This is a genomic window from Clostridium sp. (assembly GCF_032576335.1).
Taxonomy (GTDB): Bacteria; Bacillota; Clostridia; order Oscillospirales; family Acutalibacteraceae; genus Faecalispora.
On sequence record NZ_JAWFXC010000004.1, the window covers coordinates 92,258 to 112,875 of the forward strand.

Annotated in this window: 31 protein-coding genes and 1 pseudogene; 25 read left to right on the forward strand and 7 right to left on the reverse strand. The window is 40.5% G+C overall.

Annotated features, from left to right (window positions below):
- Window positions 1-33: 33 nt before the first annotated feature.
- From E7L17_RS05620 to E7L17_RS05630, 3 genes are all read right to left on the reverse strand, one after another.
- A complete protein-coding gene (locus E7L17_RS05620) occupies window positions 34-675 on the reverse strand; it encodes a hypothetical protein (protein WP_316322279.1) in 642 nt (213 codons plus the stop codon).
- Window positions 676-1,038: 363 nt separating this feature from the next.
- Window positions 1,039-1,215 (reverse strand): hypothetical protein, encoded by a 177-nt coding sequence (locus E7L17_RS05625; RefSeq protein WP_316322280.1) that lies wholly within the window; start codon window positions 1,213-1,215, stop codon window positions 1,039-1,041.
- A gap of 14 nt (window positions 1,216-1,229) precedes the next feature.
- Complete coding sequence (locus tag E7L17_RS05630) at window positions 1,230-1,586, reverse strand: helix-turn-helix transcriptional regulator (RefSeq protein WP_316322281.1); 357 nt, start codon at window positions 1,584-1,586, stop codon at window positions 1,230-1,232.
- Window positions 1,587-1,812: 226 nt separating this feature from the next.
- Between E7L17_RS05630 and E7L17_RS05635 the strand changes: the two genes are divergently transcribed.
- Together E7L17_RS05635 and E7L17_RS05640 are read left to right on the forward strand one after the other, a co-directional pair.
- Window positions 1,813-2,451 (forward strand): recombinase RecT, encoded by a 639-nt coding sequence (locus E7L17_RS05635; protein ID WP_316322484.1) that lies wholly within the window; start codon window positions 1,813-1,815, stop codon window positions 2,449-2,451.
- Between the two features lie 93 nt (window positions 2,452-2,544).
- On the forward strand, window positions 2,545-2,988 hold the full coding sequence (locus tag E7L17_RS05640) for a RusA family crossover junction endodeoxyribonuclease (RefSeq protein ID WP_316322282.1): 444 nt from the start codon (window positions 2,545-2,547) through the stop codon (window positions 2,986-2,988).
- Between the two features lie 56 nt (window positions 2,989-3,044).
- Here E7L17_RS05640 and E7L17_RS05645 read toward each other — a convergent pair whose 3' ends face one another.
- Window positions 3,045-3,461: an acetylglutamate kinase gene (locus E7L17_RS05645; protein ID WP_316322283.1), complete on the reverse strand. Its 417-nt coding sequence runs from the start codon at window positions 3,459-3,461 to the stop codon at window positions 3,045-3,047.
- A gap of 294 nt (window positions 3,462-3,755) precedes the next feature.
- Window positions 3,756-3,890 carry a hypothetical protein gene (locus E7L17_RS05650; RefSeq protein ID WP_316322284.1) on the reverse strand — a complete coding sequence of 45 codons (135 nt, stop codon included), beginning with the start codon at window positions 3,888-3,890 and terminating at the stop codon, window positions 3,756-3,758.
- A gap of 66 nt (window positions 3,891-3,956) precedes the next feature.
- On the opposite strand from E7L17_RS05650, the gene E7L17_RS05655 reads away from it, so the two are divergent.
- The 13 genes and pseudogenes from E7L17_RS05655 to E7L17_RS05715 all read left to right on the forward strand — a co-directional run bounded on the left by E7L17_RS05655 (window position 3,957) and on the right by E7L17_RS05715 (window position 11,011).
- Window positions 3,957-4,190: a hypothetical protein gene (locus E7L17_RS05655; RefSeq protein WP_316322285.1), complete on the forward strand. Its 234-nt coding sequence runs from the start codon at window positions 3,957-3,959 to the stop codon at window positions 4,188-4,190.
- Window positions 4,187-4,468, forward strand: a complete 282-nt coding sequence (locus E7L17_RS05660) for a hypothetical protein (protein WP_316322286.1) — start codon at window positions 4,187-4,189, stop codon at window positions 4,466-4,468. The genes E7L17_RS05655 and E7L17_RS05660 overlap by 4 nt, the downstream gene beginning before the upstream one ends.
- 85 nt (window positions 4,469-4,553) lie before the next feature.
- On the forward strand, window positions 4,554-5,096 hold the full coding sequence (locus tag E7L17_RS05665; RefSeq protein WP_316322287.1) for a hypothetical protein: 543 nt from the start codon (window positions 4,554-4,556) through the stop codon (window positions 5,094-5,096).
- Window positions 5,097-5,243: 147 nt separating this feature from the next.
- On the forward strand, window positions 5,244-5,393 hold the full coding sequence (locus E7L17_RS05670; protein ID WP_316322288.1) for a hypothetical protein: 150 nt from the start codon (window positions 5,244-5,246) through the stop codon (window positions 5,391-5,393).
- Window positions 5,394-5,519: 126 nt separating this feature from the next.
- Window positions 5,520-5,747, forward strand: a complete 228-nt coding sequence (locus tag E7L17_RS05675; RefSeq protein ID WP_316322289.1) for a hypothetical protein — start codon at window positions 5,520-5,522, stop codon at window positions 5,745-5,747.
- A gap of 36 nt (window positions 5,748-5,783) precedes the next feature.
- Window positions 5,784-5,978: pseudogene (locus tag E7L17_RS05680) on the forward strand (DNA methyltransferase); the annotation flags it as partial.
- 806 nt (window positions 5,979-6,784) lie between these two features.
- A complete protein-coding gene (locus E7L17_RS05685) occupies window positions 6,785-7,126 on the forward strand; it encodes an HNH endonuclease (protein ID WP_316322485.1) in 342 nt (113 codons plus the stop codon).
- Window positions 7,127-7,179: 53 nt separating this feature from the next.
- On the forward strand, window positions 7,180-7,668 hold the full coding sequence (locus E7L17_RS05690; protein ID WP_316322290.1) for a terminase large subunit domain-containing protein: 489 nt from the start codon (window positions 7,180-7,182) through the stop codon (window positions 7,666-7,668).
- On the forward strand, window positions 7,646-8,044 hold the full coding sequence (locus E7L17_RS05695; protein WP_316322291.1) for a terminase TerL endonuclease subunit: 399 nt from the start codon (window positions 7,646-7,648) through the stop codon (window positions 8,042-8,044). Before E7L17_RS05690 ends, E7L17_RS05695 begins: the two co-directional genes overlap by 23 nt.
- Window positions 8,045-8,459: 415 nt before the next feature.
- The gene (locus E7L17_RS05700; RefSeq protein ID WP_316322292.1) at window positions 8,460-8,657 is read left to right on the forward strand and encodes a hypothetical protein; all 198 of its coding nucleotides are present in this window, start codon (window positions 8,460-8,462) and stop codon (window positions 8,655-8,657) included.
- Window positions 8,657-8,803 carry an antitoxin gene (locus E7L17_RS05705; protein WP_316322293.1) on the forward strand — a complete coding sequence of 49 codons (147 nt, stop codon included), beginning with the start codon at window positions 8,657-8,659 and terminating at the stop codon, window positions 8,801-8,803. Before E7L17_RS05700 ends, E7L17_RS05705 begins: the two co-directional genes overlap by 1 nt.
- Window positions 8,804-8,944: 141 nt before the next feature.
- On the forward strand, window positions 8,945-9,163 hold the full coding sequence (locus E7L17_RS05710) for a phage holin family protein (RefSeq protein WP_316322294.1): 219 nt from the start codon (window positions 8,945-8,947) through the stop codon (window positions 9,161-9,163).
- A gap of 153 nt (window positions 9,164-9,316) precedes the next feature.
- On the forward strand, window positions 9,317-11,011 hold the full coding sequence (locus E7L17_RS05715) for a kelch repeat-containing protein (protein WP_316322295.1): 1,695 nt from the start codon (window positions 9,317-9,319) through the stop codon (window positions 11,009-11,011).
- 36 nt (window positions 11,012-11,047) lie between these two features.
- On the opposite strand, the gene E7L17_RS05720 is transcribed toward E7L17_RS05715, so the two are convergent.
- A complete protein-coding gene (locus tag E7L17_RS05720; protein ID WP_316322296.1) occupies window positions 11,048-11,278 on the reverse strand; it encodes a hypothetical protein in 231 nt (76 codons plus the stop codon).
- Here E7L17_RS05720 and E7L17_RS05725 point away from each other — a divergent pair.
- From E7L17_RS05725 to E7L17_RS05770, 10 genes are all read left to right on the forward strand, one after another.
- On the forward strand, window positions 11,249-11,626 hold the full coding sequence (locus E7L17_RS05725; RefSeq protein WP_410470646.1) for a hypothetical protein: 378 nt from the start codon (window positions 11,249-11,251) through the stop codon (window positions 11,624-11,626). The two genes, E7L17_RS05720 and E7L17_RS05725, sit on opposite strands and share 30 nt — an antisense overlap.
- Before the next feature lie 23 nt (window positions 11,627-11,649).
- Window positions 11,650-12,219, forward strand: a complete 570-nt coding sequence (locus E7L17_RS05730) for an SOS response-associated peptidase (RefSeq protein ID WP_316322298.1) — start codon at window positions 11,650-11,652, stop codon at window positions 12,217-12,219.
- A gap of 381 nt (window positions 12,220-12,600) precedes the next feature.
- Window positions 12,601-13,236, forward strand: a complete 636-nt coding sequence (locus E7L17_RS05735; protein ID WP_316322299.1) for a hypothetical protein — start codon at window positions 12,601-12,603, stop codon at window positions 13,234-13,236.
- A gap of 283 nt (window positions 13,237-13,519) precedes the next feature.
- Complete coding sequence (locus E7L17_RS05740; protein ID WP_316322300.1) at window positions 13,520-13,696, forward strand: toxin-antitoxin system HicB family antitoxin; 177 nt, start codon at window positions 13,520-13,522, stop codon at window positions 13,694-13,696.
- Window positions 13,697-14,112: 416 nt separating this feature from the next.
- Complete coding sequence (locus E7L17_RS05745; protein WP_316322301.1) at window positions 14,113-14,793, forward strand: response regulator transcription factor; 681 nt, start codon at window positions 14,113-14,115, stop codon at window positions 14,791-14,793.
- Window positions 14,790-15,827 (forward strand): HAMP domain-containing sensor histidine kinase, encoded by a 1,038-nt coding sequence (locus E7L17_RS05750; RefSeq protein ID WP_316322302.1) that lies wholly within the window; start codon window positions 14,790-14,792, stop codon window positions 15,825-15,827. The genes E7L17_RS05745 and E7L17_RS05750 overlap by 4 nt, the downstream gene beginning before the upstream one ends.
- 127 nt (window positions 15,828-15,954) lie before the next feature.
- Window positions 15,955-16,620, forward strand: coding sequence for an ABC transporter ATP-binding protein (locus E7L17_RS05755; RefSeq protein WP_316322303.1), 666 nt, complete (start codon window positions 15,955-15,957; stop codon window positions 16,618-16,620).
- A gap of 12 nt (window positions 16,621-16,632) precedes the next feature.
- A complete protein-coding gene (locus E7L17_RS05760) occupies window positions 16,633-17,316 on the forward strand; it encodes a hypothetical protein (protein WP_316322304.1) in 684 nt (227 codons plus the stop codon).
- 24 nt (window positions 17,317-17,340) lie between these two features.
- Window positions 17,341-19,143, forward strand: coding sequence for an ABC transporter permease (locus tag E7L17_RS05765; protein WP_316322305.1), 1,803 nt, complete (start codon window positions 17,341-17,343; stop codon window positions 19,141-19,143).
- A gap of 306 nt (window positions 19,144-19,449) precedes the next feature.
- Complete coding sequence (locus E7L17_RS05770; RefSeq protein WP_316322306.1) at window positions 19,450-19,704, forward strand: MerR family transcriptional regulator; 255 nt, start codon at window positions 19,450-19,452, stop codon at window positions 19,702-19,704.
- Between the two features lie 345 nt (window positions 19,705-20,049).
- Here the strand turns inward: E7L17_RS05770 and E7L17_RS05775 are convergent, their stop codons facing one another.
- Window positions 20,050-20,544, reverse strand: a complete 495-nt coding sequence (locus E7L17_RS05775; protein WP_316322307.1) for a hypothetical protein — start codon at window positions 20,542-20,544, stop codon at window positions 20,050-20,052.
- Between the last annotated feature and the right edge of the window lie 74 nt (window positions 20,545-20,618).

Sequence of the window (20,618 nt, forward strand, 5' to 3'; positions counted from 1 at the left end):
TTCCTATTGCCGTGGGGGTAGGGCGGTTTTTATTTATTTAGAACTAGAAGAAGTTTCGAAAGCGTCTGGATACGTAGCAGTGTTAAGAATATCTCCGGTTTTGGAGTCAATAAAATCTACTTTAACAGAAATTTCATCTGACTTCTTACCATCAAGAAGCTGATAAAACATCCCTTGTAAACCCGCACCTAAAGCTACAAAAGCATCCATACTATTTTCATATTTATCTTTATCTGCTGTGAACTGTATTTGACTGAAATCATCATTATATTTCACGTCAGTTATGGATTCATACTCTTTGCTTTCTTTATATTCATTTAGAGATTTGACAGTGGTATCTTTGGTTTCTTTCATGAGTTTTTTATGTTCAGACTTTGACATTTTGTAGGTGATAGAACCATCTGAATTCTGTGTTACGTTTTTTATACCCTGCTCATTAGCCTGCTTTTTTATAGCATCAAGATCTAATCCTGCAAACATAGAAGCTGGAAATGTGATAGAAACATCGAATAAGCCTTTGTTAACGTCGATACTTTTATCTGCCGCAGAAGATAGAGAACTTGTAGTACCGTTTTTGTCGGTAGTCGACGACGGTGCACCTGCTGAATTACTAGAACACGCTGTAATTTGCGCACTCAGCAGAACACAAATTAATAAAGCTAATGGTTTTTTCATATATACTCCTCCGTTGACAACATTTTCCAATGCTGTATAATTAAATAAAGAGGAGGGTTATCCCTAACTTTCCATCTCTGCCCCACACACTATTTGCAGTAGTGTGTGGGGCTTTTATTATGCCATTTTTCTTTGCAGCGAAGAAAAATTATAATCTAGTGCTTTTTGAATGAACGAATCCGGCATATCAAAGTATTTTGCTAGCTGCCATCTTTCGGCGTAGCCTTGCTTTATAGCTCCGCTCAATTCATTAAAAGGTATGTACCGCTCAATAGCCCAGCGGTTTGCTTTATACTCATGTTTCTCGATTAAGTCTAATGGGCTGCTTACTTTATTGGTGCAACCGGTAGCACAATGACCGAGTTAATGAGCAAGGATCTCTTTATATTTAGGGATGCTATCGAAGCAAGACAAATCCAGAAAAATGCCATATTTACCACCAAATTCAATTGTTGCTGCATCAGCAAAACCAATATTCTGTGTAAATAGTTTTATCTGTCTCGCTTCTAAGTCGCTGTATATTGTAGATAGGTCGAACATGGTTTTTCCTCAGCTTATTTCTTTTCGTTATCGTCGTGTTTTTGGCTTAGCTTAAACAGCTTAGCCATTTCAAGAAGTTTCTGTTTATTCTCTTCCGTTAACTCTTGTGTCTCGGAGTGAAGCGCATATGTGAAGTCGTCAAATGTAATTTCCTTATCCGGAGCAACAGCTCCTTTTCCAAGAAGGAAATTTAATGGCACACCTAATTTCTCAGAATATTCGTTTGCCACGGTGATTTTAGGAGTGCGCTGATTTGTCTCGTACCTACTTATCACCTGTTTCGATGTACCGAGTAATGAAGCAAATTCTTCTTGAGACATATTACGTTCTAATCTAATTTGTTTTAACCGATCTCCGAATGTTTGGTTCATTGTTATCACCTGTCCTATCTAATACCTATATTAAAACATAACTTGTCACCAAATTCAAGACAAAAATAAAAAACAACTAAAAAAATCACCAAAGTGTTGACATAGGTTTATTAGCATGCTATTATTATTTTAGTCACCAAATGAATGATTTATGAGGTGAAATTATGGAAAAAGTAAGAGAACTGCGTGGCCTGATTTATAGTCAGTATGATTCTGAAACTCTGCTCTGAAAGCGGCAACGTTCAATCTTCCCATTGACCCAAACCTAGGCAATGCCTACATAGTTCCGTTCAACAACACTGTCAAGAATCCGGATGGTAGCAGTAGAAAGCGCATGGAAGCATCTTTTATCATGGGCTATAAGGGCATGAATCAGTTGGCACTGCGCACCGGTGTATACAAAACCGTTAATGTAGTGGACGTTCGTGAATGTGAGCTAAAGAGTTACAACCGCCTGACGAAAGACATTGAGCTGGATTTTGTGGAGGATGATGAAGAACGAGAGAAACTTTCAATCATCGGATGGGTAGGTTATTATCGCTTGATTAACGGTACGGAAAAGACCATCTACATGACCAGAAAGCAGGTCGAAACTCACGAGAAAAAGAACCGTAAGGGTCAGTATATGGGCAAAGGTTGGCGTGAAGATTTTGACAGTATGGCTATGAAAACCGTATTTCGCCGTTTGATTGGTAAGTGGGGACTGATGTCTATTGACTATCAGAAAGCTAATCCGGGTACGCTGTCCGCTGCGGATGCCCTTGCTCATGGACAATTCGATGATGAAGATATGCTTCCCGAGATTGTTCCACTTCAAGCTGAAGCAGAAGAAGTTAATATGGAAACCGGAGAGGTGCAGGGGTGAATTCCAAAGCGGATTGGATAGACAACAAATCTTGTGTCGTCTACGCCCAAATGCTAAAACAGCATTCTAAATACTAAGAGCAGGTGATACACAGTGGCATGGATACAGGTTGATGATGGTATTAAGGAACACGACAAGATTTATAATCTGGCCGATACTCTAAAAATAAGCAATGTGTATGCAGTGGGCTTGATGGTCTGTTTTTGGACTTGGGCTGTAGTTTCTGCACCTGATGGTAATATAACAAAATTCCCACCCCGAGCCTTTTCGGATGATGCCCAGTTGGCTATGCAAATCACGGCATTCTATCCCATACCCAAGAGTAAAAGCAAACGGATTCAGGCTGAGATGATCTCCGGAGTTATCCGCCCCACGAAAAAACCGGACTGCGATAATGTGATAAAGACTATTTGTGATGCCCTGAACGAGCTGGCATACAAAGATGATGCGCAGATTGTGATTACACAAATGTCGAAGTATTATGGAGAGGTACCGCGGACGTTGGTTAAGATTATAGAGGTATCTGCACACAGATAAAAATAAGCAAGAACAAAAGTGGCTCCTGCTTCATAGCAGGAGCCGTATTAGAAAAATTAGACGCAAAATTGTTTATAGATACCATTTACCATATCATCAGCCATCATAAGAGCTTGATCTTCAATTGTATCGTAAATAGCAACATCTTTTGCGTATTGCTTAGTTAATCGATATACCGCTTCATCTTCGGTAATTTTGAGATGGTCGTACAGCATTAGCTGCCATTTGTGTTGAAGCCAGTACGGGTTAATGCTAGCCATAAAATCTGAAATTTGATCCGCGTTTGCATACCACTTTATTCTCTCTTCATTTACTGCGTTAGTATCACCTGATTTTGCCGAATTTACAAGCTTTGCAGCAATAGTAAGGTGTTCTGTGAGAAGTGATGCAAAACTATCTGCTTTCTCTTCACCATAATATTTTTTTAAAACATTTGCAAAATCCGAAGGATTATGCAAAAGACGCTTAGTCACATACTGTAAATCTCCCAAATCGGATGCAGTGCTGATTATAAACGACCTTGTCCACATAACGTGTTGTGTCCAAAGCTTGCGAAAGGTGTTTATCAAGTCGCACTTATTTCTGCAAACTAAAAAATTACTCTCCGGGTTCATAAAAAATTTCTCCTTTATCGTTTTGACAATATCATAATATGCTGGAAACAGAAAAGGGTTGACCCGGAGCCGAAATAGTAGGGATTTTGATAGAGGGTAAAAAAACAGCTCCTACTATAATGCAAGAGCTGTTCTGGTAATTATCTTTTTGTATTAGGGTCCTAAAGCAACTTTCTTGGTATTGTGATTTTGATTCTGATTTTCTGGCTTGCTTTTAGCAATGTCTGCACTGATTCCTTTGTTGCTTGCCCGGTCATCGGTATTTAAAGATTTATTTTGAATATCCACAAAATCACCTCAGAAGTAGCTTATGCGAATAAGAATTTTTCATCCAAAGATGAAAGGATGATGGCAGTGACAATTAACGAAGTGAAAGAGCTGCTTGAAATTTACTACGATATTCCCCAGATGATTGATGAGGAGTTTGCCACCATCCAGCACTGCGAAGAAATGAAAAATACAATAAAATTGCCGTTCGTCAACCTCTCAGGGCTGCCGGGCGGCAAAGGCCTGCCTGGGGACGGGGACCGCACGGCCAATATGGCGCGCTGGCGGATCCTTCACGATATTATGAAGATGAGACTATGAACTGTTACCGAAGGGTTGCGGAGCTACAGGAGAAACGCAACTGGCTCGGTCTGGCACTTGGCCGCTTGGATAAAACCGACCGGTACATATTGGAGCTGAGGTATATGGGCAGCCCTGACGCAAATCCGAAGCCGCGGCACCGAACCTTCCGCCGGCAACCGTGGAAAGAGATTGCGGACAAGGTAGATTATTTGGAGAGCCAGACCCGCGAGCGTGTGCGTGTCGCCCTGCTTCAGCTAATGATGCTGGCGGCTCAATTAGTCTTTTTCGGTATGTAGTGCTATAAGTAGGCACTTATAATTATTGAAATTTTGGCTTCCTTACAGTATTATAAAGTAAATGCAAAATAAAGGAAGAGATAAAATGTTTTATAATGAAGGCGATAATAACGGGAATCAGTACAATGCGGGTAGAGATATTATAATTACGTCTTCCAATTCTAAGAAAAACCCACAATCTTGTTTAAATGATTTATGTGAAGTTAGGCAATCTGGAACTATGATTGGAAAATGGATTGCTGCAGTCGTATCTTTAATTGCCAACATCGTCACTATTTTAGTTGCTTTTAATGATCTTAAAATAATTAAAATGAATGGATATTTTCCATTTATGAATAGACTGCAAATATGGTTAATTATAGAAGGTATTCTCATAATTATATTTATGTATTTTGTATTTCAAATTTTTTATTTACTAAAAAATAACATAACAGGAAAACTTATTAGAAAAAGAAAAGAAGTTATAAAAATCATTCCAAAGGCATGTCCAACTTGTGGTGAAACATTAGGTGGAAAGTTAAAATGCATACATGAAAACGGAGAAATCTATTTTGAGTGTAATAAATCTTCTACACACAGATGGAATTTTGATATTACTGAATTGCTTAAAAACTCAAAAGATAAATAGAAATAACCGGCGACTTCCGGCGGAAATCGGCGTATTTCGGCAGGTCAAAATGTGGTATTATATAATTACGGAGTTTTGCAGAGAGCGTTCAGCTAATGGCTGAGCGCTTTTTCATACCTTTGTGCGGGTCCGATAGAAAGGAGCCGTATGGAATACATAAATAAAATATTTAACATGGACTGCCTATCCGGTATGAGTGTGTACCCGGATAAAAGTATCGATATGATACTTTGCGATTTGCCATATGGTATTATGGATTGCAAGTTGGACAGTTTGTTGCCATTTGAACAGCTGTGACAGCAGTACCTACGTATCATCAAGGAAAACGGGGCTATTGTTTTAACAGCCTGCCAGCCGTTTATGACAAGGCTGATTAGCAGCCAGCCAAAGCTATCCCGGTATTGCTGGTACTGGAAGAAAAACATGATAACTGGGTTTGCGAACGCTAAGAGGCAGCCGCTACGTTGCATAGAAGAAGTCTGCGTGTTTTATAAACACCTTCCAACATACAACCCACAGGGAATCATCATACTGGATAAGACTATTATTCAGCGAGGAAAGAAAGCGCCGGCGCACGGAGATTTTGTTTATGCAGCAGACGGCAGCTTGTCTCACGATACAGAGACCTGTATTGTTCATTATCCGCGGTAGTTATTAGAAGTAAAATGCGAACGCGGCCTTCACCCAACGCAGAAACCCGTTGCGCTGTTTGAGTACCTCATCCGGACATATACAAATCCAGGTGATCTGGTTCTGGATAACTGCATGGGTAGCGGTACAACGGCAGTTGCCTGCATCAACTCTGAACGCAATTATACCGGGTTTGAGTGGGATAAGCAGCATTATCAGACCGCGGTGAAAAGAACAGGTGCAGTGCTATAAACTGCTTTAAGAGAAAGCTGTTGACATACGAAGAGAAATATAGTAATATAGAAAAGTTGGAAATATCCAAAAAGCCTATCTTTTCGTGCTAAGCCGAAAGCATTAATTCGGTGTTGTAGTCCTTCTGAACTGTTCCACAGACTAAACAACAAAAGCAGGTATAACAGTCGATAACCCGGGCGTTACTCGGGACAAAATATTATGAGGCATCCGCTTATTGTGGGTGCCTTTTTAGCGCTTTGCCTTATGGCGGGCGCTTTTCTTATACCTATTTTTAGAATGTGAGCAGCATACTGTCCACTGAAAGAATAGAATAAAAAATTGAGGGCAACCACAGTGTGGCTGCCCATTTTCCTAGTTATCCAAAACAACGTTCACAGCATCGGTGGCAACGTTGACGACACCATGGATTACTGCACCAACGGCAACGCTCATGGCAGCGACGACGACTATCATTATCACGATCGTTATCTCTATCATTGTCTCTATCATTCCAATTCCAATCGTTACGCCTACATTTGCCACGATCGAAAGAATCATTATCAAACATTAACTTATCCCTCCTTTCTCAAGGGATTTGTACATAATATGGAGCTTGCGCTAGGCTTGTCAATGTGCAGATACGGGATACGTTCTAGGAATGTCTTAGAAAAATTCTACAGTAATACTGGTGTTTTAACGCCAATTAAAGGAGGTGACTGCAGTGAAGTGCATTAATTGCCCCTTGAACGATTACCGCAAGGCGGGTGTGTCATACTGCATGCTGCCACGGTGTTTATATGAGGAACAAAGAGAACAAAACTGTGATGACGGAAAGATACATCCGCCAGCTAATAGCAACAGGACGTATCCATGAATTTTACGTATCTCCACCGTGGCGCAAACTACGCCGAGAAGTATTGGAAGAAGATAATAACGAGTGTCAGATATGCAAAAGTAAAGGTAAGTACACACGGGCCAATCATGTGCATCATGTTAACTATGTGCGGTTTCATCCAGAGCTAGCGTTGAGCAAAACATATGTGGATGGCAAAGGACAAACAAAGCGTAATCTTATAAGCGTATGTCATACTTGCCATGAAACAGTATGTCATCCGGAGAGGTTGAGAAAACCAAAGCCCGAACCGTGGGCAGAAGATTGGAGTTGAATTATGAGAATATTGTTAAGGTACCCCCGATCAAATAAAACGCGTTTTAATCTGTGCGGCGTTACTCGGGTGGGTTCCTGACAAAGCTTGAAGATACCTGGGTAAGGTCGAAGAAGTTCTTTTACAAATCAAAAGAGGAAATCCGAAATCTTAATACCCGTTCATATATCAGATACAACACTTCTAATGCCCGTACGAAAGACGGTAAGCGTTCTGCTTGCATAAATTTTGATGAAGAGCATGAGTATGAAAACTCTAAAACAATTGGCGTTTTTCAGTCTGGTTTTGGTAAGCGCGAGCATAGCCGAATTTTCAAGATCACCACAAACGGCTACGTTCGCGACGGTGTGCTGGATGAAGATTTGCGGCTTGCCCATGATGTACTGGAGGGTACTATCCCAAACAGCAGGCTTTGCCCTCTGATTTTCAAGATGGATTCTTTTGAAGAGTGCGATAACCCGGACTTATGGGAAAAGGCTTTGCCCGTCTATCAATTACTTTCACGAACTCAAAATGCAAATGGATCAGGAATTTATCGATAAGACTTATAAAAATCAGGTACGATTGGATTTTTACACCAAGCGTATGAATTTGCCTATGAGCTGTGAGGAAACACCGGTTACCGAAGAGGAAAATGTAAAAGCCACTAACAAGCCTATGCCTGATCTGACCGGAAAAAGCTGCGTCGCCAGTATCGACTATGCGGCAATCAATGACTTCGCAAGCGCAAACCTGCATTTTAAAGTTGATGGTATGCGATATGACATTAACCATTCTTGGCTTTGTCTACGCTCGAAGGATTTGAACCGCTTAAAAATCCCTTGGGAAGAATGGGCGGAAAAGGGTTGGCTGACGCTGGTTGATGAAAAAGAAATCAATCCCGATTTGATAGCTGATTGGATAGCGCAACAAGTTTAGAAGTATAACATCAAAAAGCTGGCTTTGGATAATATTTCTATTTACATCAGTGCAACTCTCAAATCAACAACGTCCCACGGCTCCAGTTTTTACTTTAAATGCCCAATGTTTTACTTTTTAAACGAACTTGTTACTGGAATTAGTAGAACATTGCCTATTTATCAAACATAAGGAGACTGATTATGTTACAACAGATTATTTTCGCGGATGGCACAAGCATTAACGTAACCAATATTAATGCGGACTTATTTATCATCAGGGAGCAAATCGAGACAGCCTTGAAATCCAGCTTGCTAAAGACACAATCTCATTTGACGCTCTGGATGCACTGACCTCCGACAGTACCAAAACTGACCGTCTGACGATCATTACGCAGGACGGAGATAAGCAGACACAGAGCATTTGCAACCATTATGTGCTACGTACTGCGTTAACACTTAAGCCTGTAGTCATTACAAAAGCCGCAGCGGACGTCCCCGCTGTTACCGAGGAAAGGCTTTGTATTACATTGGCGCAGCTTACTTATGCGGAGATGCAGCAAGCAACGCAGGCGGCTGAGATTGCCGATATGCAAGCCGCTATTGCTGCTTTGGCGTTGGGAGGTGAGGCATAATGAGTATTTTACTTAAAATTACTTGTCAAGTAATTGCACGTAGAAGGGCAAATGGGGAAGCTTTTGAGGATATAATTAAGGACTACCCCCGCATGGCTACGGATGATGTAGTCCAAGTGAGAAAGGAGCTGGATATAAATGCTTAAAGGTATAGACGTGAGCAACGCCAACGGGCGCGTTGATTGGGACAAGCTCAAGAGTAAGATTAATTTTGCTATCCTACGCTGCGGGTATGGTAGCGATAAAGCCGACCAAGACGACAAACAGTGGTTACGAAATGTAGCTGAGTGCAATCGGCTGGGCATTCCGTTGTTGTGTATGTTGCAGTACAGCTAGATACCGTAGCCAATACCGGCGGGTATTTGCGCACAGCAGTGATTCTGTTCTTTATCGCAAATGAGGGCTTCAGCATCATAGAAAACTTTGGCATCATGGGTGTGCCGATGCCGGAGCAGGTGAAAGATGCTTTTGCGGCGATTAAAAGCAAAGCGGAAAAAACCGAATAGATGTGGCTATCCCCCGCTAGAAGATTTCTTCTTGGCGGGGGATTCTTATTTTATGCTAAATTATCAACAATACAGACCGATATAAATATAGAACAATTGTTTAAATTGAACTAAAAGCATTAATGCTCTAACAAATTGAATGGAGAAATAGAAATGAAATTAAATATGAAAAGAGGCTTAGTGTTTTTGCTGATATTAACACTAATGTCATCTGTTATGCCCTTTGCATTTGCGGCAAATGACGAAAAAGGTTGGGCACAAAGGCCCTCTTTAAATTATGGAAGATTTTATTCACAGGCGCAAGTTGTAGATGGAAAAATATATGTGATTGGTGGCACTGTCAATTCCATGCAATCTTCTTCAGTTGAAGCATTTGATCCTAGTACTAAGAAATGGGAAATAAAAGCCAGCATGAAACACCCCAAAACAGCTTTTCAAACAGTTGTGCTAAACAATAAATTATATGCCATAGGAGACACATATGCAGAAGCTTATGACCCGGAAAAAGATATTTGGACCGAGATAGCGCCTTTAAACTATTATCGAAGATTTTTCCAGGCACAAATCGTAGATGGGAAAATATATGTTTTCGGTGGCAGCCAAGACTATAAATATTCTAATTCAGATAGAAGAATAGAGGTTTATGACCCCGAAACAAACCAGTGGAGTGTAAAAGCGGCCATGAAACAACCACGTAGTAGATTTACGTCGGGGGTATTAGATGGGAAAATTTATGCTATTGGGGGCACATCTGGCGAAAAAGAATATCTAAGATCTGTTGAGCGATATGACCCTCGAACAGACTCATGGGAAAGTGCACCTGATTTACCTGTACAACGCATGAGTGTAAGTAATGACACTATAGTTTATAATAATAAAATTTATATTTTTGGCGGATACAATGGTTCAAGTAGCCTAAAGAGCTTGTACGCCTTTGACTCAAATACATGGAGCACTTTAGATACCATGCCTTTTTCTTCTTACTATAACCAAGTGGAAATCGCAAAAGAGAAAATCTATTGTATGGGAGGTGCGAACTCAACGGGTACTATCAACGATTTTGCTGTTTATGATATTAAAACTAATCAATGGACACGCCTACAGTCAATGATAGCGCCCAGAAGCAATTTTGTAACAGCAATTTTTCAAGGTGAAGTATTTGCCATAAGTGGATACGTTTCAGATAAAAGCTTTCCTTCTGGCGTATCCGTCAATCCAGTTGTTGAATCATATAAAATAGAAGGTATGTCCCCCACCCTCACCGTCACCGCCTCTCCCAACAGAGTAAAGGTAGGCAACCGTTTCACCACAACCGTAGCCATCCACAATGTCAGCAACATCTACGCAGAAGACATTAAAATCGACTATGATGCGGAACGATTTGAGTACCTAGGAGCTTCCGCTAAAGATGGTTTGAAAATTTATAAGGAAGATACTTCAAAGCCCGGGTCCGTAAGATTCATCGTTGCCCACTTAGGAAAAGATAGCGGCGCAACCGGAGACAAAGACTTAATCGAGCTTACGTTTAAAGCAAAGTCGGTAGGAATCGGTAAAGTAGATATTACAAAAGGACGAATCGCCGATAATGACGTACTAGAAATGGACGTTGCAGAGGAAAACTGCGGCGAAGATACCATTGAAGTAGAAGCTAATAAGGATGTTAACCGCACCGGCGAATACACCCTTTTGGATTTAGGTATTGATGCCTATTATTATGGAATGCAGGCAGACCAGACAGATACCACCCGCTTTGATACTGATGTAATTCCAGATGGTGTGATTGACGATAAAGACTTAACAGCAATTACACAGTCTATTCTAGATAACAGCAATTATCCCTTTAACTAAGTGAAGAATCCCGCCCTGATTATAGGGCGGGATTCTTTATATAATATGCAGCTTTTCCGTAAGCCACTCTAGCATTGCACCTCTTCCGTTATCGTTCAGTTCAAATTGAGATTCATCTTCCATTACTGACTTTTCATAACAATAAGGCCCTTGCCACGTTTGTACTAGTAGTTTTTCGTCAATAGGTTTAATAATATACCGTATATTACCTTTACTACCTTTAAAAACACCACCGTTTTGAAAAGACAGCAGACCTGGCAAATCCATCTTATCACCTCGCATAAATTAGATTATATACCTATTCCTGAAATTGTACCGGCAGGCATGGATTTGTTTTTGAAACATTATGATTGGCAGCGGCCAATCCGTAGTTTGGGAATCAGTATATCTGATTTGGTAAGTGATTCTGCCCCCCTGCAGCTGGATTTATTTGGAGCAGGAAAAGATCAACTGCGAATGGAACAATTAGATATTGCCATGGATGGCCTGAAAAAGCGCTTCGGGGCGAATGCAGTTCGCCCTGCGATACTATTAAAAGACACAGAGTTGTCTGGGTTTGACCCCAAGCGTGACCATACAATACATCCCGTAAGTTTATTTTGGGGGCCACTGTAAAAGATAAGTAAGAGGTGAGTTATATGTGTGGTCGATTTGTTTTATTTTCTGATCCTGAATTAGCAGAAATTCGCCAAATTATTGAAGAGGTACAGAGAAAGAATCCTGAAATAAAAACAGGCGAAATTTTCCCTACCAATGCAGTACCGGTTCTGCTACAAGAAGATGGAAAATTAACACCTGAAGCTGTAAAATGGGGTTTTCCTAATTTCCGCAATAAAGGTGTAGTCATTAATGCTAGGGCAGAAACCGCACCGGAAAAGCCGATGTTCCGGCATAGCTTGGAGGCAAAGCGCTGTATCATACCATCTTGTGGATTTTATGAGTGGTCACATTCTGGAATTAAAACAAAATATAAGTTTAACCTACCGGAAGAAGAGGCTCTATATATGGCTGGCCTTTATAATCATTTTAATGGAGAACGCCGGTTTACTATACTAACGACAGCAGCTAATCAATCCGTAGTAGATATACACAATCGAATGCCGGTTGTATTGACTCATGCTGAAATAGATCAGTGGCTTGAAAGCTATCACGATGCTTTGGAAATATTGCAAACCGACAGGCCGAAGTTGGTAAAGCAATCGTTATAAAAAAATATCCCCCGATCTTCCGGCCAGGAATGAGGGTGTTTCTGTTTGATTTCTTGGGGTTTATTTGTGCAAAAACCGGCTCTTAATTACGAAACTATACAAAACTGGAAACTCTGAAAACCCGCATTACGCCTAAATTCCTTAATTGTACGAAACTATGCAAATGTTGACAGGGCAAGTTCAAAACCTGTCACCTCGACCATTGAAAAGACCGTCGATTTTTGTCGGCGGTCTTTTTACTATGCCTTTGTTTATGCGGAGTTGAGGGCTCTGTAAATGTTCTAAGTCCTATAAGGACACTCGGAAGCAAAATTGAGTGACAGGATTAAATTGGGCTGCTATAATTAAGCCAACGTACTTTGCGAGAGGGGGGCTGGTTTAATGAATATTTCTCATCCCGAATTGCAACAACTTTTTGATACTATATTATCAGAAAGCACAAAAACTGCTATTACAGCCTTTATAGACGAAATTGAACAGTTCGACGATCAATATAATTGTGAAAAGCTCTGGATCGCCGATCAAGCAATAGGTGGAATTGGCGGGTATTGCATGCCAGCAAATCCCGTTAAAAATCCATATCCAGGAGGACCGGAAAGAGCACTTTATCGCCCCCTCCAATATGCGCGCTCTGAAATAGAAATTTGTGATGTTAGATTGCACGCTCGTTATGCAGTTCAAATGTGTGGTATGCACCTAGAGTCTGTTTGCAGACTTTATTTAAAGTCTAGAAAATCACTTGGACCGTTAAGGTTTGGAAATACAACATTAGGAAAAGCGATTCAACAAATACAGGCCATAAATGAGATAGACACTAATGTTATAAATGCCCTATTTGCTTATGTAAAGGTCTATAATCGCTCAAAGCATGAGTTTAATCAGGACGATTCAAGAGAACGATTATTCAATGCTTACGATGCGATTACAGGATATTTTTCTGCAAGGGTCTTAGGCCTTAATATATTAAAAGCACTTAATATCTGCGAAAGTTTTGATTGCTATGAGACAGTTAAATGAAAGAGTATCTCTCTATCTATAAATAATGCTTGCCGATTGCCTGCAAACCATTGATATCACAGGATTTCTCCAAGTCCTATAATTTCACTCCGTCCAATGAAAAACCCGTATGAATGCTGGAGGTTCCAGTGTTTGTGCGGGTTTATTTTTGCCTTTATATTATGATATAGTAGCCTTGCCTTTTTCACTTCGTTACCTCCTTAATCCTTGTCTTTAAGACTATTATAGTATACTTATATCAGTATAAATAAGTATGCTAGACTTAGATTTGAGGTGATTATATATGGGTACTCCAGCCACTAAAGCAAAGAACAAATATAATGATAAAGCATATGACGCTATCCCATTAAGAGTGAAAAAGGAATACAAAGAAAAAATACAGTTAATGGCTCAATCAAAAGGGTTGAGTGTAAACGCTTATATTAATGGCTTGATTGAAACAGATTTGGAAAATGGCTAATATACAAAAAAACAGCGCAGAGTGTTAAAGCCCCGTGTCAATAAGGATGTTTTAGTTATTAAGAAAAGCCGTAGGAGTTCAAGTCCTACGGCTTTTCTCTTACCCAAAACCTTGCTCGCAAAGTTAAAATAGACATCAACCTGCTGGGTGTAGTTTTTCTTATTGACTTCACCATGTGCTTATAAAAATTTGAATCGGGCAGTATCCAGAACCAGAAGCAGATATTAGCTGATTACGCGGAGAAAAACGGCTTTCCTAACCCGAAACTATGGGCAGGCGATGGATTTAGCGGTGTAACATTTGAAAGGATGAAAGGTTAACTGGCTTGTATATTGTGAGCATTTAATTATAATTAATATAGGAAAAAGTAGTAAGGATTTCTGATGTTAGAAAGAAGTCAAAAAAGGAGCGATAAAATGAAACGAATTCTCGTAGTAGAAGATGATGTGATGTTAAATTCCGGTTTGTGCTATAACCTTGAACTGGATGCATATAAAGCTGTTCCAGCCCATGATGTGGCAGCGGCTCTGGAAAAGATAAAGAATGAAACCTTTGACCTGTTGATTCTGGATGTGAATCTTCCGGACGGAGATGGTTTTGAACTGTGCAAGAAAATCAGGGCTACAAGGGATATCACGGTCATATTTCTAACTGCCCGTGATTTGGAAGTCGATGTGATGAAAGGCTTTGATTTAGGCGCGGATGATTACATCACAAAGCCATTCAACATTAATATTTTCAGAAAAAAAGTGGCCGCTGTTTTGAAGCGGTCAGGAGAACCGGCAAGTCAGAAACATTATCTGTGTGGTGATCTTGTGTTAGACTTCGATAGGTTGACAGCAACCATCAAGGATGAGCCAGTCGTTTTTACACCCACGGAGTATAAAATTCTGAAAATTTTTACGAGCAATCCGAATGCTCTTCTTACCCGGCAGGTTCTATTGGAAAAGCTGTATGATGTGGATGCAAACTTTGTGGATGAACACGCCTTAACCGTCAACATCAATCGTTTAAGAAATAAGATAGAAACCGGGGATAGAAAATACATCAAAACAGTTTACGGCATGGGTTACCTATGGGCAGGTGAGAAGGAATGAAAAAGAATTTATCTACAAGCGGAATTTATATCGGAGTCGGTGCTGCTTTTCTCATTTGTACAGCTGTATTTTATTTTACTTTGTTTTACAACACAGAGAACCAGTTAATCTGGGGAACGGCTATCATCTACTCTCTTCTGGTTCTGATTCTAGGCATCCTTTTGATTGTCTTGATTAAAAGCAAGCTGACAGCCTTTTCAGATTCCCTGAATGCTTGTATTGATGATATTGTAGCAGAAAAAGAAGATGTAACCTTTGATTTGGAATCGGAAACACTGACTGGTAAATTTAATCATAAGCTCCAGCGCCTGTATGAAATCATGCAGAACGGAAAAAGACAGGTGCAGGAGGAAAAACAGGCAATTCAGGAAATAATATCAGATATCTCCCATCAGGTGAAAACACCGGTGACAAATTTGAAAATGTATAACTCCACTTTGCTAGAGCGGCAGCTTGCGCCGGAGAAAGCACGGGAGTTTCATGAACTGATGGAATCGCAAATTGACAAGCTGGATTTTTTAATACAGGCAATGGTAAAGATGTCTCGGCTGGAAACCGGTGTTATCACCCTCGCAGTTTTTCCCGCACCGATCTATATCACCATAGGGCTTGCACTTTCCGGTATTGAACGGACAGCAGAGCAGAAAAACATAGAAGTAACCGTAGACTGTGATCCCGCCATTGTCGTGCCCCACGATAAAAAGTGGACTGCGGAAGCCTTGTTCAACATTCTGGATAATGCAGTAAAATACACACCGTCAGGCGGCAAAATATTCGTGATGGTGGAGCAATGGGAAATGGCAACCAAAATTGAAATTGCCGACACAGGCAGGGGCATCCCCGAACAGCATTATGCGCAGATATTCAAACGCTTCTATCGGGAGGATGAAGTGCATGATTTCAGCGGCATCGGCGTTGGTCTTTACCTGTGCCGTGAAATAATCTCCAAGCAGGGCGGCTACATTCAGGTGAAATCCGAAATCGGCAAAGGCTCCAATTTCTCGGTGTTCCTCCTAAACGAAAGGCAGCTTTGAGAGCTGTCTTTTTTCTATGCAGAATGAAAAGTCTCAATACTGTGATAATTGAGTTTGTGATTGGGACTTTTTAGTGACATTTGCTTTGTACAATAAAGTAGATAAAGTGAAAACAGGAGGATTTGCCATGAGCATATTAAAGACAACCGAATTGAATAAGCAATATGGAACCGGTGCAAATCTTGTGAAAGCTCTGGACGGTGTTGCCTTGAACGTGGAGCTGGGAGAATTTGTGGCCATTGTCGGCACGTCCGGCAGCGGCAAATCCACTTTGCTGCATATGCTCGGTGGACTGGACACCCCTACCTCCGGCAGCGTGGAAGTGGGTGGAAAAGAACTGTCCAAAATGAACGATGATCAGCTTACCATTTTCCGGCGCAGAAATATTGGATTCATCTTTCAGAACTACAATCTTGTACCGATCCTAAATGTGTACGAAAACATTGTTCTTCCCATTGAGCTGGATGGCGAGAAGCCGGACAAAACCTTCATTAACAAAATTGTGAAGATGCTGGGGCTGACAGAAAAGCTGAACAATCTGCCGAACAACCTGTCCGGCGGCCAGCAGCAGCGCGTAGCCATCGCACGGGCATTAGCTACAAAACCCGCTATCATATTAGCCGATGAACCTACTGGTAATCTGGACAGCAAAACCAGTCAGGAAGTGTTGGGGCTGCTCAAGATGACCAGCCAGCAGTTCCATCAGACCATCGTGATGATTACCCACAACAGTGAGATTGCCCAGCTTGCCGACCGTATCGTGCGGATTGAAGATGGACGAATTGTAACATAAGGGGGTGAGGCAATGTTTGAAAATAATAACGGGAAAATTGTAAAGAAACTTGCTATAAAAAATATGAAAGCCAACCGCAATCGCAACCTGATTATGGTCACCGCGATCTTCTTAACAACGGTTCTGATTTCGTTTATCTTAACGGCCGGGCTCAGCTTTTTTACAACCATGTACGAAGCCTCCGAAGCAGCACCGGGACCGGCAGCAGACGGAGCACTGACCGGCAGCAAAGCTGCCTACGAAAAGGCTGTGCTGCAAGAACAGGTCGAATGGGCGGACTTTGTAAGAAAATGCAGCACGACATCCTTGCACAATGATGTTTTTGCCGGTGTTCAAACAGAGCTGCTTGCACCGGATAAGAGTTTCTATACCCATAACTATATCAACTTGGCAAAAGGCGACTTTCCAAAAGAAAAAACAGAGATTCTGATTTCCGACACGCTTGCACAAAAGATGGGATCGAAAGAGTTGGGTGCAGAGATTCCCTTGCAAGTAGTCGTATTGCAGGATGGAAAAGAACTTGAAACCGAAATCCCTATGAAAGTCTGCGGAATCTATAAAAACCCACTTGCAAACATCAGCAGCGTCTATGAAGAAATTTATACGGCTCAAGGCTTCATTGACACTTATAACTCCGAATTGTCTATAAATCAAAACCTGATTTATGTTAAGCTCAATAACTTAAATCCCTTTTAGCTAAAAAGTGATGTGTTCAACAAATTGTCCGATTTGAGCGAATTGGTTGATGCAGATTCTGTTCTGACAAGAAATTATATGGAGTTGTCTTATTCACTTGTGATTGCGCTGCCTCTGCTTTTCTTTGTATTGGTAATTATGATGAGCGGATATTTCCTAATTCATAATGTTTTTTCCATCTCCGTGGCATCGGATATCCAGTGGTTTGGGATGATGAAAACCATTGGAACAACAAAGAAACAGCTTCACTCAATTTACATGATGCAAATGCAATTTTTAGCTTTTGCAGGTATTTCTTTGGGTCTTCTTACCGGATATGGGGTAGGTCTGCTATTGGCTCCAGAAGTCATTCGAATGACAGATTACTATCTTTACTACAAGTCTCCAAATTTGTGGATGATACTGTGTTTTACAGTCTTATTTTCGTGGCTTACGGTCTGGATCAGCTGCTCCAGAACACTTCGGAAAGCAGCATCCTGTTCACCCATTGAAGCAGCCCGTTTTGTCCCACGTCATAAAAATAAAGTGTTTACCGTTATTTCACTTGCGTTGAGCGGAATCATTTTCTTGGCTGTTTGCAATGTGGCTTTCGGGTATCAGGTCGAGAAGATGGTTGACCGGCATAATCAAGACGAGGCTCGAATTGTTCATACCGCCAGCTTCTGGGAATTAAACGAGCCTTATAAGCCCATTTCAAAGGAGCTGCCTTCTTCTATAGAAAAGCTGCCTTTTGTAGAAAGCGTTGATATCATATACCGAGCAAAAACGATGCCTGATTTAATAGAAACAGGATCTCAAAAAATGTATGAGCCTTTTTTGGCGGAGGTTAAGATTGAGGGAAAGCTAAAAGAAGAGTTTGATGCAATCGCTCAAGTACAAGGAAGCCGTAACTTTGTTCAGTTATTACCCAATGGTAACGCAAAGCTAGAAATCAGTGGTTTACCTTCTCGAAGGTTGGAACAGGAAGCTGCCTATATAAAAGTTCGGGAGGGGCAACTAGATGCAGAAAAATTTAAATCGGGCAGCTACATTTTGTATCAGGATGTCGATTATTTAAATGCAACCGATCAGCAGATTGACAAAAGCCAGAAGATTCATGCAGGTGATGTCTTGGATTTATCTTTTTACGATGATGTAACCGGGACTTATCAAAAAAAGCAGTTGACGGTGATGGCTGTTGTAACAAGGATGGATAACTATGGGACAGGTAATATCCGCTACTGCAATATTGTAATGCCAGACACACTTTTTCAATCTATTTATCCCAATTATGACGAACGCATATCAAGTATACAGATTATTTCAAAGAATAGCCTTAACGGACAGCAAATAGAGAAACTCACAGGTTTATTGGAAAAAGAACATAATGTTCAACTTCGTAGAGATTCCCGTTATGAGGACAGAGACTATTATACGCATCGCAAAGCAGCTATTACAATTTTAGGATTATTCTTGGCATTGGTACTGGGGATTATCGGAGTATCTAATATGGTGAATACACTGATTACCGATACGCTTGCACAGAAAAAAACAATACTCATCTTTCAGGCTATAGGCATGACAAAAAAACAGCTTTGGAGGTTCCTTTTTAAAAACAGTATGAGGCTCTGCCTTATATCAGCAGGTATTATGTTGGCGGCAGGAAGCTATCTTACGGTTACGGTGGCATCTTCCTCCATGTTTACCGGTTTTAATCCAACTCTCTTTGGGTTGAGTTTTTTGTTCCTACTCACCTTTATGGGGACGTTGTGTGCAACTATTTCCTCCATTATGACCCGACAGCTAAATAAGAAATCCGTCGTGGAACGGCTAAGAACATTTGAATAAATTACGATAAAGAAGTGGGGCTATACGATGGTAGCCCCACTTCTTTATCTACAAATCAATTTCTTCTTCTATCTCGCATTCATTTAATGTTTTTTCTTATTACAGGCAGGTAGGGCATCGGATTAACAGTCATTAGGTGATAATGATAGCTGGCAGACACTAACTGCGCATTGCTAAGCAAGCTGATATAGTTGACGTCAAAAATAATTTTAAATTTTACTTGCATGTTACCTTACGTCATGTATTAGAATAAGTGGTACCCTGTGGAGTAAAAATGATTGCATCGGTAAGGGAGAAAAGTAATAAATGAAAACTGAAGAGGAAAGGCATTTTTCGATAGGCGAGTTGGCTCAACTTTGCGGAATTACTGTTCGCACCTTGCAATATTATGATCGTTGCGGGTTGCTTCAAGCATCATTCACCGAAGGGGGGCGAAGAGTCTATTCTCGCAATGATCTGTTTAACCTTCAGCAAATTCTCTTTTTGAAAACACTAGGTTTTTCTCTGGATCAAATCAAGGGACAGATTATGAGTGAAAGCAGGTATAATGTTTCCGATTGAGATGCTGCCGGAAAGCTTTCGCTGGTTGAGTTGGATTTTTCCTGGAACTATGCTATGCAAGCGTTTACTGGGCTTGCATACAATTCTCAAACTGATTCCAATTGTATATTTGCAGTTTTAGTATTAATCGGATTCGCAATTATTGCTTACGTTGTTTCTTTTTGGCATATTGGTAGAATACGGAACAGCGAACAGATATAGCACGAGTTTAAATGAGATTGCTTCAGACAAGCGAAGCATAACAGAATTGAAATAAAAAAAAGCTCAAACTTCCAAAAGGAAGTTTGAGCTTTTTAAAATAAAACTAGAGTTGCAGTAGTTAATACCCATTTTGCATAAAGTTTCTCATTTTACCCAAGTTCCTTGTGAAATTTTAAGTGTAATGGATATGTTTGGATTGTCCGCGCCAACTACCTTTAATTTGTATAAACCTTTTACTACTTTAAATTCACTATCCTCTGAAGAGACACCGCCTACTGATCTACGAGCCCCACCACCACCAGCTATCCTTAGAACTGTTTGGTTAGGACGTACCAATACTAGCATTTCTTTTCCGAATTCACCATAAAGTTTATAAGAAAAATGAATCGTATCTTCTTCTTTTGCATCATATTGCCAAATGGTTTTTGTGCCGCTGAAGCCTTCAGCTGTGTATTGATAGGAGCCGTTTTCTAACTTTACATTTTCTTCTTTTTTAGCCTTGAATTGATCTTGCATTGCTATTTTTTCTTTCGAATCAAACATATCATCATACGGCCCTTTGGGCTCGTACCCAATATAGAAAATAGTCAAACATATTACCAGTAACGCAACCACCGCAATCACTATTCTTTTTTTCATCAAAAATCCCCCTGATGATATCATTTTATAATAGACGAAAGTGGATTTGATATTATTGGTTCAGTTAGCAGAAA